The sequence below is a fragment of the Streptacidiphilus jiangxiensis genome (assembly GCF_900109465.1).
Taxonomy (GTDB): Bacteria; Actinomycetota; Actinomycetes; order Streptomycetales; family Streptomycetaceae; genus Streptacidiphilus; species Streptacidiphilus jiangxiensis.
On record NZ_FOAZ01000001.1, the window covers coordinates 529596 to 544418 of the forward strand.

Genomic DNA, 14823 nt, shown 5'->3' on the forward strand with positions numbered 1-14823 from the left:
ATTGGCGTTTCATCGGGGGATCCTTCATGAGTCCTACCCTGTGCGAACTTCTGCGCGTCCGCGCCCGCGAGGAGCCCGAAAGACAGGCGCTCGTCGTCGCCGGAGTGGGGGCGCTCGACTTCGGCGAGTGGGTCCGCAGGGCGGACGCCGTCGCCGCAGGACTGCTGCGCCAGGGCGTCGCCCCGGGTGACCGGGTGGCCCTCGTCTTCGGCAACGGCGAGTGGCTGGACTACGCCGTCGCCTTCCTCGGCGTGCTGACCGCCGGAGCGGTCGCCGTGCCGCTCTTCGACCAGCTCGCCGCCGCCGACCTCGACGTCCGGATCCGTGACAGCGGTGCGAGCGTGGTGCTGCGCGCGGGCACGCTGCCCGCAGCCGAGCCGGACAACGCCACCGACGCGGCCCGACCGACGCCCGCCGCAGGCGACCTCGCCCAGATCCTCTACACCTCCGGAACCACCGGACGTCCCAAGGGTGTCGGCGCCACGCACGCGAACCTGGCCTACGGCTGGGGCGGGCGCCGTCGTCCCTTCGCCCACTCGCGGCACCTGGCGCACGGCTTCCCGATCGGCACCAACGCGGGCCAGTGGATGCTGGCCAACGCCATCGGCGCGCACCCCACCGTGGTCACCCTGCCCCGGTTCACCCCCGGCCGCTTCGCCCGGCTGATCGAGGAGCACCGGGCCGGGACGGTCTTCCTGGTGCCCACCATGGCCATCGAGATGCTGACGGCCGGGGTGCACACCCGTGCCGACCTCTCCAGCGTGCTGCTGCTCGGCTCCGCCGCCGCGCCGCTGCCGGGCCGGGTCGCGGGAGAGCTGGCCGCCGCGTTCCCCCGGGCGACCATCGCCAACTACTACACCTCCACCGAGGCCGCGCCCGCGCAGACGGTCATGCTCTTCGACCCGGAGCGCCCCGCCAGCCTCGGCCGCCCGACCTCCGGCGGAGCGGTCCGGATCGCCACCGCGGACGGCGAGCCGGCGCCCGCCGGAACGGTGGGCGAGGTCTGGATGCGCTCGCCCGTCGCCGGTCGGAGCTACTACGGCGACGCCACCGCCACCGGGGAGGTGTTCCGCGGCGGCTGGGTCCGCATGGGCGACCTCGGCTACCTGGACGACGACGGCTACCTCTTCCTGGTCGACCGGGAGAGCGACGTCGTCAAGTCCGGTGCCCACAAGGTCTCCACGCTCCACGTCGAGGAGGTCGTCCACCAGCACCCGCAGGTGGTCGAGGCCGCCGCCTTCGGGGTGGCGCACGAGTCCCTCGGCAAGGCCGTGGCCGTGGCCGTCGTCGGCGCGGTGGACCACGCGGACCTGCGCGGCTTCCTCAAGGACCGGCTGGCCCCCCACGAGATGCCGCACCGGCTCGTCACGCTCGACGCCCTGCCCCGCAACCACGGCGGCAAGGTGGACAAACGCGCACTTCGAGAGGTAGTTCAGTGAGCCCACTCGCCATCGCCCAGCACGGGATGTGGATCTCCGCCCGGACCGGTGCGGGGACCGCCTACCACATGCCCGTCGTGATCACCCTGGACCACGACCCCGACCTCGCCGCCCTGACCGAGGCCTGCCGCCTGGTGGTCGAGCGGCACCCGCTGCTCGGCAGCGCGGTCGCCGAGCGGGACGGCGTGCCGGTCTTCGTCCCGGCTGCGGAGCAGGCGCCGCTGACCAAGGCCGAGGGCCTGGCCGAGGTCGTGGCCGAGCCCTTCGACCTGGAGCGCGGCCCCCTCGTGCGCTTCGCGCTGGTCGGTGGCCGGACCCTGGTCGTGGTCGCCCACCACCTCGTTTTCGACGGCCTCTCCAAGGACCTGCTGGTCGCCGAACTCGCCGCGGCCTACCGCGCCGTTGGCGCGCCCGGCCGTGCCGCGGGCGACGTTGGCGCGGCCGATGGGGCCCCGGCCGTTGCCGGCGCGCCTGACGCCGCCACAACCGACGCGGACGCCGCCGGTGTGGCGCGGGACGCCGCAGCCGTCCTGGCGGAGGCGGGCGTGTTCTGGGGCGGGCGCTGGCGTGAGCCCGCGGCGCTCGCCGTGCCCGGTGGGACGCTGCGGTCGCGGGCCGCGAGCCCCGGCGAGGCGTCGGAGTTCCGGTTGGACCTTCCCGAGCTGCCCGGACTGACCCGCTTCGAGGTCCTCACCGCCGCCCTGCACGCGCTGCTCGGTTCGTACGGCAACGCCGAGGTGGCCACCGCGATCGACCTCTCCACCCGGACCCCGGCCGAGGCCGACCTGATCGGCTGCTACGTCAACGAGCTGCCGCTCTTCTCCCGTCCGGCGCCGGAGACCAGCTTCGCGGCGTTCGCGGCCGGGCTGCGCGAGGAGCTGCGCGCGAGCTACGCGTTCCGCGCGGTGCCGCTCTCGCGCGCGGTGCCGGGCCTGCGTCCGCACGCCGCGCTGGCGCCGGTCTCGCTCAGCTACCGGCGCCGCGCGTCGCAGGACGTCGCCGCCGGGCTGGGTGAGGTCGAGTGGCTCGCCTTCAACGGCACCGTGCGCGGCGCGCTCCAACTGCAGTTCGCCGTGGCCGGGGAGTCGGGAGAGGCACTGGTCAGCCTGCGGCACGACCCGCGCGAGCTGGTGGACGCGGCCGGCTTCGCCGCCGACCTCTCCGCACTGCTCGCCGCGGTCGCCGCGGACCCGGCGCGGCCGCTCGGGGAGCTGCTCACCTTCACCGCGCCCACGGTCGGTGCGACGGTCGGGACTTCGGACGTGCAGAAGCACTCCGACGCGGCCCCCAGGGCGTCGGTCGACGCGGACGACCCGATGGTCGCCAGGATCCTGGCGATCTGGGAGCAGGTGCTCGACCTGTCCCCGATCGAGCCCGACGACGACCTGTTCGACCTGGGCGGGCACTCGCTGACCATCACCCAGATCATCGCGCGCATGCAGCAGCAGCTCGGCGTGGAGATCTCCCTGGACGACTTCTTCGACAACCCGACCGTCGCCGGTGTCGTCGCGGTGATCCGCTCATGACGGCCACCGTCACCGAGGCGGCCGTCGCGGAGGGGGCGCCCTCGGACGAGGACCTGTCACTGCTGCTCACCATCCGGGCCTTCGAGGAGAGGCTGCTCGACCTCTTCGGGCAGGGCATGCTCAACGGGACCACCCACACCTGCCTCGGGCAGGAGTACGTGCCCGTCGCGCTCGAGGCGCTCCTGCGTCCCGAGGACCACGTCTTCAGCAACCACCGCGGCCACGGGCACTACCTGGCCCGGCACCGCGACCCGGAGGGCCTGCTCGCGGAGATCATGGGCCGCCGCGGGGCGGTCTGCGGCGGGGTCGGCGGCAGCCAGCACATCCGCACCGAGCGCTACCTGTCGACCGGGGTCCAGGGCGAGAGCCTGCCCGTCGCCTGCGGCGTCGCGCTACGTCTGCGGCGGGTCAGCCCCGGCGCGCTGGCCTGTGTCTACGTCGGTGACGGCACCTGGGGCGAGGGCGGGGTCTACGAGGCGCTGAACCTGGCGGCCCTGTGGCGGTTGCCGCTGCTGGTGGTGGTGGAGAACAACGGCATCGCCCAGTCCACGCCGACGCAACGGGCCATGGCCGGGACGATCGCCGGTCGGGCCGCCGCCTTCGGCATCGCCCACGAACGTGTCGTTGGCAGTGACCTGGCCGCGATCCGGCGGCAGTTGGCGCCGGGTGTCGAGGCCGTGCGCGGTGGCGCGCCGCTGGTGGTCGAGTTCGTGACCCACCGGCTCGGCCCGCACAGCAAGGGGGACGACACGCGTCCGGCGGGCGAGCTCGCCCGGGTGCGCGCCGCCGACTGGCGGGCCCCCTACGCCGCGGCCGAACCGGAGCGCGTCGCACGCCTGGAGGCTGCCGCGCGGGCCCGGATCGAGGCCGTCGTCGCCGATGTCGTCGCACGGGAGCCGTCATGAGAGTCGCCGAGAACCTGAACGCGGCCCTGCACCGGGCGCTGGCCGAGGACCCGGACCTGCACCTGCTCGGCGAGGACGTGCTCGACCCCTACGGCGGGGCGTTCAAGATCACGCGGGGTCTCTCCGACCGCTTCCCGGAGCGGGTGCTCTCCACGCCGATCAGCGAGAACGCGATCACCGGGGTGGCCGCCGGGCTGGCCCTGGCGGGCGACAGCGCCATCGTGGAGATCATGTTCGGCGACTTCGCCGCCCTGGCCTTCGACCAGCTGGTCAATTTCGCGGCCAAGTCCGTGTCGATGTACGGGAGCCGGGTGCCGATGCGGCTGGTCGTCCGCTGCCCGGTCGGCGGCGGCCGCGGTTACGGTCCGACCCACAGCCAGAGCCTGCAGAAGCACTTCGTCGGCGTGCCCGGACTGGCGCTCTACGAGGTCTCGCCGTTCCACGACAACGCCGACGTGCTCGCGGAGATGTTCGCGCGCGAGGAGCCGTGCGTGCTCTTCGAGGACAAGGTCCTGTACACCCGCCCGATGTACGAGGTGGCCGAGCCGTTCCGGCTCGACGTCCACACGCCCGGCGTGGCCAGGGTGTTCCTGGACGAGCGACCGGACTGCGTGGTCGTCGCGGGCGGCGGGGTCAGCCACCGGGTGATGGCCGCGATGCGGTCGCTGCTGCTGGAGGAGGAGATCGTCTGCACGCTGCTGGTCCCCTCCCGGCTCTACCCGGTGGGGATCGAGCTGCCGCCCGGTACCAGGCGCGTCTTCGTGGTCGAGGAGGGCACGGCCGGTGGCACCTGGGGAGCCGAGGTCGCGCACGAGATCCACCGGCGTCACTTCGCGGACCTCGACGGCCCGGTGACGCTGATCCACTCCGCGGACTCGGTGATCCCCACCGCGCCGCACCTCGAGGCGGCGGTCCTGGTCGGCGCCGACGACGTCCACCGCGTGATCCGGGAGACCCTCCGTGGCTGAGTTGCAGGTTCCCAAGCTCAACAACCAGGACGAGGAGTACCAGCTGACGCAGTGGCTGGTCGCGGACGGGGAGCCGGTCGCGGCCGGGGACGCGGTCGTGGTGGTGGAGACCTCCAAGGCGGCGGAGGAGCTGGAGGCGACGGCCTCCGGCACGCTGCGCCACGGCGCCAAGGAGGGCGACTGGTGCCGTCCCGGCCAGGCCGTCGCCGAGATCACGGACGGGACGGCCGCGCCGGTGCCACCGCCCACCGCACCCGCACCCGCACCCGCCACCGCACCCGCCGACGGACCCGCCGACGCGGCCTCGGACGCTCCGCTGGTGACGCGCGCGGCGCAGCAACGGGCGGACGAACTGGGGGTCACCCCGGCCGAGATCGCCGCGCTCGGGCTGGCGGTGGTCCGGACGGCGGACGTCGAACGCCTCCGCGCAGCCGACCAGGCCGACCGGGCCGACCGGGCCGAGCAGGACGGCCAGGACTGCCAGGACGGCCGGGACGTCGATACCGGCCAGGAGGTCCGGGCAGCGACACCGGGCGTGCCGCTCGGCCGGGTGCAGCGCGGGGTCGCCCGTGCGGTGGAGCTGTCGCACCGGACCATCCCGGCCGCGTACACGGTGGTCCGGATGGACCTCGGCCCCGCCCTCGGGTACGCCCGCGCCGCCACCCGCGAGGTGCGCCGACCGGTCGGCCTGGCGGAGCTCTTCGTCCAGCAGGTCGCCGCGCTGCACGGGGAGTTCCCGCGCTGCTTCGCCGCCATCGAGGGCAGCACCGCGTTGCTCGCGGACGCCCCGCACATCGGCGTCACGGTGGATCTGGGCGAGGGCCTGTACGTCCCGTGCGTCCACGACGCGGCGCGGCGCAGCCTGCGGGAGATCGCGACGAGCCTGACGGCCTACCGTCTGGCGGCCACGACGGGCGGCTTCAAGGAGAGCGAGCTCACCGGCGCGAACTTCGTCGTCACCCTGCACACCGACGCGGACATCGTGCTGGCCGTCCCGTTCGTCTTCCCCGGTACGGTCTGCGCCCTGGCGGTGACGGCCCCGGCCGGGGACGGGTCGTTCGCCAACATCGGCCTGGCGTACGACCACCGGTTGATCAACGGCAGGGACGCCGTGCTGTTCCTGCAGGCGCTGAAGCGGCGCATGGAGGCGCTGGGGTAGCCGCACCACCGGCCGGACCACCGGCCGGACCACCGAAGGGGCGCGGGCCCTGCGTGCAAGCGCAGGGACCGCGCCCCTTCGGGCTCAGTGCGACTTCTCCTTGAGCGCCTCCAGGCCCACGAGGTCGTCGGCGAGGGCGTCCGGCACCTCGTCGTCGAACCGGGCCAGGGCGCGCACCCGCAGGCCGGCCACGGCCAGCAGGGCGATCGCCAGGCCGAACAGCAGGTAGAGCAGCCCGATGCCGCGCCCCGGGCCGGTGCCCAGCAGCACCCCGAACGTCGAGGCCAGCGCGCCGTGACGGGCCATCAGCGGCTGCAGCAGGGCCGGGCCGAACGGGGCGACGACGGCGAAGCCGAGCGGGAGGGTGGACCAGGCGATCATCGTGTTGACCGCGATGACCCGGCCGTGGAACCGCTGCGGCACCTTCGTCTGGATGATCGTCGCGTAGATCCCGTTCAGCACCGCCAGCCCCAGTGCCATCCCGAAGGCACCGGCCGCGACCAGCGGGATGCTCGGCCGCAGGCCGGTCAGCACCGCCGCCGCCCCCAGTGCGGCCGTGGCGGCGAGCAGGCCGCGCAGCCGGCGGCGGCGCGGGCCGCCCCAGACGAGCAGGGTCAGGCCGCCGAGCGTCGCGCCGAGGCCCGCGCACATGGCGACCCAGCCCGTCTCGGCGAGCCGGCCGACCGACAGCGCCAGGGGCGTGGTGAGCAGGAAGAGCGGCGACAGGAAGACGTTGAGCACCGCGAACCAGACCAGCATCGCCCGGAAGTGCCGACTGCCCAGCGAGCGCCGGAACCCGGCGCGGATCTCCACCCCGATCGACTCGCGACGCGTCCAGGGCATCGCGGCCGGGAACCGGACGCAGAGCACCACGCCCACCGCGAACAGGTAGCTGGCCACGTCGAAGCCGAGGATGCCGCGCAGTCCGACCGCCGCCAGCAGGCCGACCGCGAACAGCGGGACCAGGAACTGCGCGAAGCCGAAGGCCATCTGGACCACGCCGTTGGCCCGCCCGAGGTAGCGCTTGGGGACGAGCTGCGGCACGGCCGAACCCCAGGCGAACCGCTGGAAGGTGAGCGCCGCGGACAGCACGGCGACCAGCAGGTACACGTGCCAGACCTGGAGCGTGCCGGTGAGGGCCAGGGCGAGCATGGCCGCCTGGGTGGCGCCCGAGGCGAGATCGCCGGCCAGCATGATCCGGCGCCGGTCGCCGCGGTCGACCACGGCTCCCGCCAGCGGCGCGGCGAGGATGCCGGGGACCAGGCCGCAGGCGGCGAGCAGGCCGTACTGGGCGAGCGAGCCGGTGTGGAGGTAGAGCCAGACCGGCACCGCGAACTCGGTCAGCGCCGAGCCGATCATCGAGACCTGCTGTCCGGCCGCGACGGTCAGGAACCGCCGCATGCTCGGGCGGACCGCCCGGTCCGGGCCGGTCGGGAGCGCGTCACCGGGACGGGTCACGTCCACCAGCCACCAGGTGGCGTCCGGCCTGCGCCGCAGCCGCTCCTCGGTCCCTTCGGCGAGCGAGCGGTGCACCTGCGTCAGCACCGCCGCCAGCTCCTCGGCGCGGTACTTGAGGAAGAAGTGCCCGGCCTCGTCCAGCACGACGGCTGCGGCCGTGTCGGTGATCCGGAGCCACTCCCGGTACCGCTCCTGGTAGAACTCCGCGGCCGGGTCCCGGTCGCCGACCACCGCGATGACGGGGGCCTTGAGCCGGACCTCGGCGTCCTCGAAGAGCTCGGTGAAGTACTGTTCGGCCGCCCGGGTGCCGGCGCGGCGGTTGGCCACGATCAGGCGCAGCTGCTCCGGGGTGAAGTCCTCGACGTCCAGACCGGCGGCGGTCAGGTGGTTGACGATGTTCTGGTCGCTGCGCAGGCGTTCGGCCAGCCGCTCGGCCCGCTCGGCCAGGGCCGCGCCACGGGTCCGCGGGCGGGCGAACGGGAAGACCCCCGCCAGGTGCACCGCCTCGACCTCGCGTCCGGCCGCCTCCAGACGCCGGGCGATCTCGACGGTCAGCATCACGCCGAGCCCGCAGTGCCCGTACAGCACGATCCGGCCCTCGACGCTCTCCAGGATCTCCCGGACGCAGCCGGCCGCGATCTCGTCGACGGGCATCGCCTCCTCGCCGATCTCGTGACCGGGAACGGCGAGCGAGTGCAGCGCCCAGTCCTCGGGCAGGGCGTCCGCGAGCGGCTTGTAGATCAGCGCGCTGCCGCCGCCGTACGGGGCGCAGACGAGGCTGGCCTGCACCGGACGGGCCGGGGTGAGCCGGTGCAGCAGGCGGCGTGGACCCCGGTCCGCGTCCGGCTCCGCGAGCAGGCTGCCGACGAGCCCGGCCAGGGCGCGGACGGTCGAGTGCTGGAACAGATCCATCACCGTGACCGGTACCGGGAGTTCGGGGAAGGCGCGGCGTATCCGGGCCACCACCTGGGTGGCCAGCAGGGAGTGGCCGCCGAGCTCGAAGAAGTCGTCCAGGGCCCCGACCCGGGGCACGTCGAGCAGGTCCGCCCACATCTCGGCGATCCGCTCCTCCTCCGCGCCGACGGGCGGCTCGTGGCCGGTGCGGACCTCCGTCTCGGGCTCCGGCAGGGCCCGCCGGTCCACCTTGCCGTGGGCCTGCAGCGGGAACCGCTCCATGGTGACGTAGCGGGCCGGGACCATGTAGTCGGGCAGGGTTCCCAGCAGGCGCGTGCGGATCTCGGCCGGGGCGAGCGGCTCGCCGGCGCCGGGCCGCTCCAGCCAGGCGACCAGCTGCTGCTTCACGCCGGCGCCGCGTGCGAGCACCACCGCCTGCACCACACCGGGGAGTTCGCACAGCGCGGCCTCGATCTCGCCCGGTTCGACCCGGTAGCCGCGCACCTTGATCTGGTGGTCCCCGCGGCCCAGGAAGTCCAGCGTGCCGTCGCGTCGCCAGCGGGCCAGGTCACCGGTGCGGTAGAGCCGGGCGCCGGGTGGGCCGAAGGGGTCGGGCAGGAACCGCTCCTCCGTCAGCTCGGGCCGGTCCAGGTAGCCGCGGGCCAGCCGGTCGCCGCCGAGGTACAGCTCGCCGGGCACGCCCGGCGGGACGGGACGCATCGTCCGGTCGAGGACGTAGCAGCGCGCGCCGGCCAGCGGGCGGCCGATCGGCGTGCTGCCCTCGGCGCCGACCGGGTCGGGCTCGGGCAGCACCTCGTGCACGGTGATGCCGACCGTGGCCTCGGTCGGCCCGTAGTGGTTGAACACCGCGCAGCGGCCGACGGCGGCCAGCTCCCGGGCCCACCCGTAGGCGGACGCCTCACCGCCCAGCACCAGGGCGCGACGCGGCAGCAGCCGCTCGACCGGCGCGTCGGCGGTGAGGGCGGCCAGGTGGGAGGGGGTCATCTTGAGGTAGTCGATGTCCAGGCGCTCCAGCTCGTCGGCGAGCTCGGCGCCGGCGATGCGCCGGGGGAGCAGGTGGACCCGGCCGCCGGTGGTGAGCGCGAGGTAGAGCATGGTGATGCTGAAGTCGAAGGAGAGCGACTGCAGCAGCGCGTACGACCCGCCGGGCTCGATCCGCAGGCGCGGGGCCACGCCGGCCAGGTAGTTGACGATCTGCCGGTGCTGGACGGCGACACCCTTGGGCTGCCCGGTCGAGCCGGAGGTGTAGATGACGTAGGCGAGGTCGTCGGGGCCCGACGCCTCGTCGAGCGGCGCGTCGGACTCGTCCGCCGCGAGATCGCCGTCGAGCAGCAGCTCCGGGCCCTGGTACTCGGGGAAGAGCGGACGGGTCTCCTCGTCCGTCACCAGGACCCGGACGTCGGCGTCGCGCAGCAGGAAGGCGAGCCGGGCGGGCGGCTGTTCCGGGTCGAGCGGCAGGTAGCAGGCGCCCGCCTTGAGTGCGGCGAGCATCCCCACCGCGAGGGCGGGCGACTGTTCCAGGCAGACCGCGACCCGGTCGTCGGGCCGCACGCCGAACGCGCGGAGCCTGCGGGCCAGCCGGTTGGCCCGGCCGTCCAGCTCCCGGTAGCTCAGCGTCTCGTCGGCGAAGACCAGCGCCGGGGCGTCCGGGTGCGCGGCCGCGGTGGCCGCCAGCAGCGCCGTCAGCGTGCGCGGACCGGCGTCGGGGGCCGGTTCGGGCAGCTCGGGTCCGGTGGCCCAGGCGCCGAGGACCGCCGCCGCCTCGGCCTCGGTGAGCAACGGGAGCTGCGAGACGGGGCGGTCCGGCGCGGCCACGGCCGCGGTCACCAGCAGGCGGAACCGCTCGGCCAGCGCCTCCACGGTGCCCTGGTCGAACAGGTCGGTCCGGTAGGTGAACAGGCCGCTCAGGCCGTCCGGCTGCTCGCTCAGGTAGAGCGCCAGGTCGAAGTGGGTGCTGCTGCCCTCGAACCCGAACTCCTCCGCGCCGAGGCCGGTGTCGGCGGGGCGGGCGGCGCGGTCGCCGTAGTTCTGGAAGGCGAAGGTGGTCTGGAAGACGGCGGAGCGGCTCACGTCCCGCTCCACCGGCAGGTCCGCCACGATCTGCTCGAACGGGACCTCCTGGTGCGCGTACGCCTCCAGTGTCCGGTCGCGGACCGCGTCCACGGCCTCGGCGAAACTCGGGTCACCCGTGAGCCTGGCGCGGATCGGCAGCATGTTGACGAAGGCGCCGATCACGCCCTCCAGCTCCCGGTGGCTGCGTCCGGCGACGGGGGAGCCGACGGCGAAGTCCTGCTGCCCGCTGAGCCGGGACAGCAGCACCTGGTAGGCGGTCATCAGCACCATGTACAGGGAGGCGCCCCGGGCGCGGGCCAGGGCGCCCAGCCGCTCGGTGAGCTCGCCGTCCCAGGCGAAGCCGTGCCCGGCGCCGGCGAAGGTCAGCACGGACGGCCGCGGGCGGTCCGCCGGGAGGTCCAGGGCCGGGACGTCGGCCAGCTCGGTCTGCCAGTAGGCGCGGTCGGCGGCGAGGGTGCCGTCCTGGAGGCGGGCCCGCTGCCAGGCCGCGTAGTCGCCGAACTGGACGGGCAGCGCCGGGAGTTCCGCGGGTCTGCCGAGGGCGTGCTCGGCGTACAGGGCGTCGAGCTCGCGCTGGAGCAGGTCCACGGACCAGCCGTCGCAGACGATGTGGTGGAGTTGGAGGGTCAGGACGTGGTCGTCCGGGCCGAGCCGGAGCAGCAGGGCGCGCAGCAGCGGGCCGTCGGCCAGGTCGAAGGGTTCGGCCAGGGCCGTTCTGATCCGCGCGGCCGCGTCGGCGGCCGAGTCGGCCGGCGCGTACTCCAGCTCCACGGGCCGGGGTTCGCCCACCACGACGCGGGCGGTGCCCTCCTCGGTGGTGGGGAAGCTCATCCGCAGGCTCTCGTGGCGGGCGACGAGATCGCCCAGTGCGGCCTCCAGTGCGGCCCGGTCCAGCGGTCCGCGCAGCCGTCTGCTCGGCGCCAGCGCGTAGGCGGCGCCGCCGCCGGGAGCGAACTGCTCCATGAACCAGAGGCGTTCCTGTCCGCTGGAGAGCGGCGGCGCGGCGCCGTGCGCGCGCCGGGGCACGGTCGGCGTCGGGGCCGCCGTCCGCTGCCGTGCGCCGCGCAGGCGCGAGGCGAGCAGCGCGCGCTTGGCGTCCGACCACTCCGCGGGAGGTGCGGCGGGGGTCTCGGTCATTGACGTCCTCCGGATTGGGGCGGGTCAAGGGACGAGGGCGGGGAGACACCCCGTGCGGCGCTGCGCGGGATGGGGAAGGGCTGGTCCGCGGGCCGCCGTTCGGTACGGCGGTGGCTGCCCGCCGGGGGCGTCGCCGAGCCCGGCCCGTGTTCGGCCGGTGTCCGGCCTGCGGTGGGGCGTCGGTGCGGCCCGCGGTTACCGACGAGCGTCGGCGACGGAGCCGACGGTGCCGACGGAGCCGGCGGAGCCGACGGTGCCGGTGGCGCGGACGCGCGGGGCGTCGAGCGGCTGGTCGGCGGGGGAGCGGTGGTGGGCGTCGCCGCGGGTGCGGGTCGGCGCGGGGGAGGGGACGACGGACCGGGAGCACAGCACGCCGTCGGCGGTGAGCGAGACGAGACGGCCGGCTTGTCCGGCCAGCAGGGTGGCGCCGGCCGCGGGGGCGAGGACCTGCCAGGGCTGTTCCGTGGCGGGCGGCCGGTGCAGGACGCGGTCCTGGTCGTCGAGTGCGTACAGCCGCCCGTTGACCGCCGTCACGGTCCGCAGCCTGGTCCCGGCCGGTGGCGGGGCGAGGACCCGCCAGCGGCGCGGCGCGCTCTGCGGCGCGGTCCACAGCGTGCCGCGCCGGTCCAGGGCGAAGAAGCGGGCGTCGCAGACCGCGAGGCCGACGGTCCCCTCCGGGCAGCGGCCGGCCGTGCGCCAGCCACGGGCCTCGGGGTAGGCCGACCGCGCCAGCAGGCGGCCGGCGCCGTCCACCCCGTAGAGCGCCAGCGGTCCGTCGACGGTGGCCTCGCGCGGGGCGGCGAGCGCGAGCAGGTCGGGTGCGGGGCCGGCCGGTCGCAGCCGGCGGTTGTGCTGGTCCGCGGGACGCACCCCGAGGGTGCCGTCCGCCATCGCCGCGAAGAGCCAGGGCCCCGCGCCGGCCAGGGCGCGGGCGCCGCGCGCCGAACCGAAGGCCGTCCAGCCGCCCGCGTGGGCGGGCGCGGAGAGGCGTTCCAGCACGTTGCGGGTGATCCGGTCGACCACCGGATCGTGGAGCGCCGCTCCCCAGTTGACCGTCCCGGCGTTGAAGACGGTGCCGGCCCCGGACCGGAAGACGCCCAGCACCGCCCAGCCGCCCTGGCCGTAGGCCTCCCAGTGGCGCAGGTCGGCCGTGGCGAGCACGGCGAACGAGGCGGGTGTGCCGTCGCGCCCGGTGGCGGTGGGGACTCCGTCCGCGAACTCCAGGTCGGCCGCGTCGGTCTCGTAGCCGAGGGCGCCGCGGGCGAAGCTGTCGCCGTCCCGCAGACCGGTTCCCTCGAAGACCCAGTGGTCGGCGAAGGCGACGGTGTAGGACTCGCGGCGCATCAGCGGCATCGAGGGGCCCCAGCAGCCCGCGCCGCTGCGGAAGCTCAGGCCGGTCAGGGAGTTCTCGGGGCGGTGGACCGGGTCGGACGACCACTCCACGGTGGTGCGTTCGGGCCGGGTCGAGGCCAGCGGGTCGGTGGCGGCGTCGCGGTGGCAGACCATGGTGCGGCCGCCGTCCTCCAGACGCATCTGCCACCAGGCGGTGTTGGCGCCGAACACGGCGAGGTTGCCGCCGGCGCGGACGAACCCCTCGACCTGGTCGCGCATCTCCCAGGTCCAGTACTCGTCGTGGCCGTTCACGACCAGCAGCCGGTAGCCGACCAGGGCCTGCGGATCGAGGTGGAGGTCGAGGTTGGAGCAGTAGTCGGCGTCGCCGTGGTCCGCGGCCGGGCCGTGGCGGCGCAACCAGCGCATCAGCCCCTCCTCCCAGCGCTCGGGGGGAGGCCCGCCGCCGGGGCGGTCGAAGCTGACGCGTGCCGCGCGGTCGGGGTCCTCGGTCCAGTAGAGGCCCTCACCCGGGACGCCGCTGCGGTTGTAGGCCTGCCAGGTGGCGAACGGGACGGAGAGCAGCAGCCGGCGTCGCGGTGCGCCCGCGGCCGGGCGGACCACGAACCAGACCTCGCCGTCCTCACCCCGGCCCGGCTCGAAGACGGCGCGGTACAGCGAGCTGCGCCAGTCGCGCGGGACGGTCAGCCGCCAGTGCGCGCCGGTCACGGAGGCACTGAGCACCGTCCGGCCGTCGACGGCGTCCTCGACCGTCACCCGGCCGCGGACCGGGCCGGGCCGGGTGGAGCTCACGACGAAGTCCAGCTGCTCCCCGGCCCGACACGAGGTCGCCGCCGCGTATGCCACCAAGGTCACCTCGTGCCGCCTCCCCCGGGCAGACCACTGGACCCATTGGTCCAGACCTAGGTGGAGATTGGCATAGACCAATGGGGGGTGGCAACACCCTTGGGGGCCCGGCCGACCGGCGCGGGGCGGGGCCCCGGACGGCTCCTACGCCTCCGGCCTGCGCAGTCGGGCCGTGAACTTGTAGCGGTCGCCGCGGTAGACCGAGCGCACCCACTCGACCGGCTCGCCGCCGGCGTCGAAGGAGTGGCGCGAGAGCAGCAGCATCGGCAGGCCGACGTCGGTGCCGAGCACGCCCGCCTCACGCGGGGTGGCCAGGGAGGTCTCGATGGTCTCCTCGGCCTCGGCGACGCTGACGCTGTAGACCTCGCTGAGCGCGGTGTACAGCGAGTTGTACTTGGCCAGGTTCCGGCGCAGCGCGGGGAAGCGCTTGGCGCTCAGGTGCGCGGTCTCGATGGCCATCGGGTCGCCGTTGGCCAGGCGCAGGCGCTCGACGCGCAGCACGCGACCGCCGGGACGGATGTCCAGCAACTCGGCGAGCCGGTCGTCGGCCGTGATGTAGCCGACCTCCAGCAGTCGGGAGGTGGGCTCCAGGCCCTGGGCGCGCATGTCCTCCGTGTAGGAGGTGAGCTGCAGCGCCTGGGAGACCTTGGGCTTGGCGACGAAGGTGCCCTTGCCCTGGATCCGCTCCAGCCGTCCCTCGACCACCAGCTCCTGCAGCGCCTGGCGCACCGTGGTGCGGGAGGTCTCGAACTCCAGCGCCAGGGTCCGCTCCGGCGGCACGGGTGTGCCGGGGGCCTGGGTCTGGGTGATCTGCAGCAGGTGGCGCTTGAGCCGGTAGTACTTCGGGACGCGCGCGGTGGACGCCCCCGTCTGAGCCTCCTCGGCCAGGGCCGGCCCGGGGCCCCCTTCGGTCGTCATCACCGCTCCTGGTTCCTCGTCCCCTGTCCTCGCCGCCGGCACGCTGCCGCTCGGCCTTATGGTGGCACGTCCGCCTGCGCGAAAGCATGCTGAGCGCGAAGCCGGGAGCCGTTCGGCCGTCCCGCGACG

Annotated in this window: 8 protein-coding genes; 5 read left to right on the plus strand and 3 right to left on the minus strand. The window is 74.8% G+C overall.

The features are described 5' to 3' along the window. The first annotated feature begins 26 nt into the window (after positions 1 to 26). From BMY61_RS02350 to BMY61_RS02370, 5 genes are read left to right on the plus strand one after another with little or no spacing between them, the layout of a single operon-like run. On the plus strand, positions 27 to 1439 hold the full coding sequence (locus BMY61_RS02350; protein ID WP_042456128.1) for a class I adenylate-forming enzyme family protein: 1413 nt from the start codon (positions 27 to 29) through the stop codon (positions 1437 to 1439). Beyond that, positions 1436 to 2965, plus strand: coding sequence for a condensation domain-containing protein (locus tag BMY61_RS02355; RefSeq protein ID WP_042456125.1), 1530 nt, complete (start codon positions 1436 to 1438; stop codon positions 2963 to 2965). Before BMY61_RS02350 ends, BMY61_RS02355 begins: the two co-directional genes overlap by 4 nt. Continuing rightward, a complete protein-coding gene (locus BMY61_RS02360) occupies positions 2962 to 3870 on the plus strand; it encodes a thiamine pyrophosphate-dependent dehydrogenase E1 component subunit alpha (protein ID WP_042456124.1) in 909 nt (302 codons plus the stop codon). Before BMY61_RS02355 ends, BMY61_RS02360 begins: the two co-directional genes overlap by 4 nt. Beyond that, positions 3867 to 4838, plus strand: a complete 972-nt coding sequence (locus BMY61_RS02365; RefSeq protein ID WP_042456123.1) for an alpha-ketoacid dehydrogenase subunit beta — start codon at positions 3867 to 3869, stop codon at positions 4836 to 4838. Before BMY61_RS02360 ends, BMY61_RS02365 begins: the two co-directional genes overlap by 4 nt. Then, the gene (locus BMY61_RS02370; protein WP_042456122.1) at positions 4831 to 5997 is read left to right on the plus strand and encodes a 2-oxo acid dehydrogenase subunit E2; all 1167 of its coding nucleotides are present in this window, start codon (positions 4831 to 4833) and stop codon (positions 5995 to 5997) included. Before BMY61_RS02365 ends, BMY61_RS02370 begins: the two co-directional genes overlap by 8 nt. Positions 5998 to 6081: 84 nt before the next feature. Here the strand turns inward: BMY61_RS02370 and BMY61_RS02375 are convergent, their stop codons facing one another. From BMY61_RS02375 to BMY61_RS02385, 3 genes are all read right to left on the minus strand, one after another. Then, positions 6082 to 11580 carry a non-ribosomal peptide synthetase/MFS transporter gene (locus BMY61_RS02375; protein ID WP_042456121.1) on the minus strand — a complete coding sequence of 1833 codons (5499 nt, stop codon included), beginning with the start codon at positions 11578 to 11580 and terminating at the stop codon, positions 6082 to 6084. A gap of 195 nt (positions 11581 to 11775) precedes the next feature. Beyond that, on the minus strand, positions 11776 to 13785 hold the full coding sequence (locus tag BMY61_RS02380; protein WP_063773366.1) for a N,N-dimethylformamidase beta subunit family domain-containing protein: 2010 nt from the start codon (positions 13783 to 13785) through the stop codon (positions 11776 to 11778). Positions 13786 to 13920: 135 nt separating this feature from the next. Then, positions 13921 to 14694, minus strand: coding sequence for a GntR family transcriptional regulator (locus BMY61_RS02385; protein ID WP_042456120.1), 774 nt, complete (start codon positions 14692 to 14694; stop codon positions 13921 to 13923). Between the last annotated feature and the right edge of the window lie 129 nt (positions 14695 to 14823).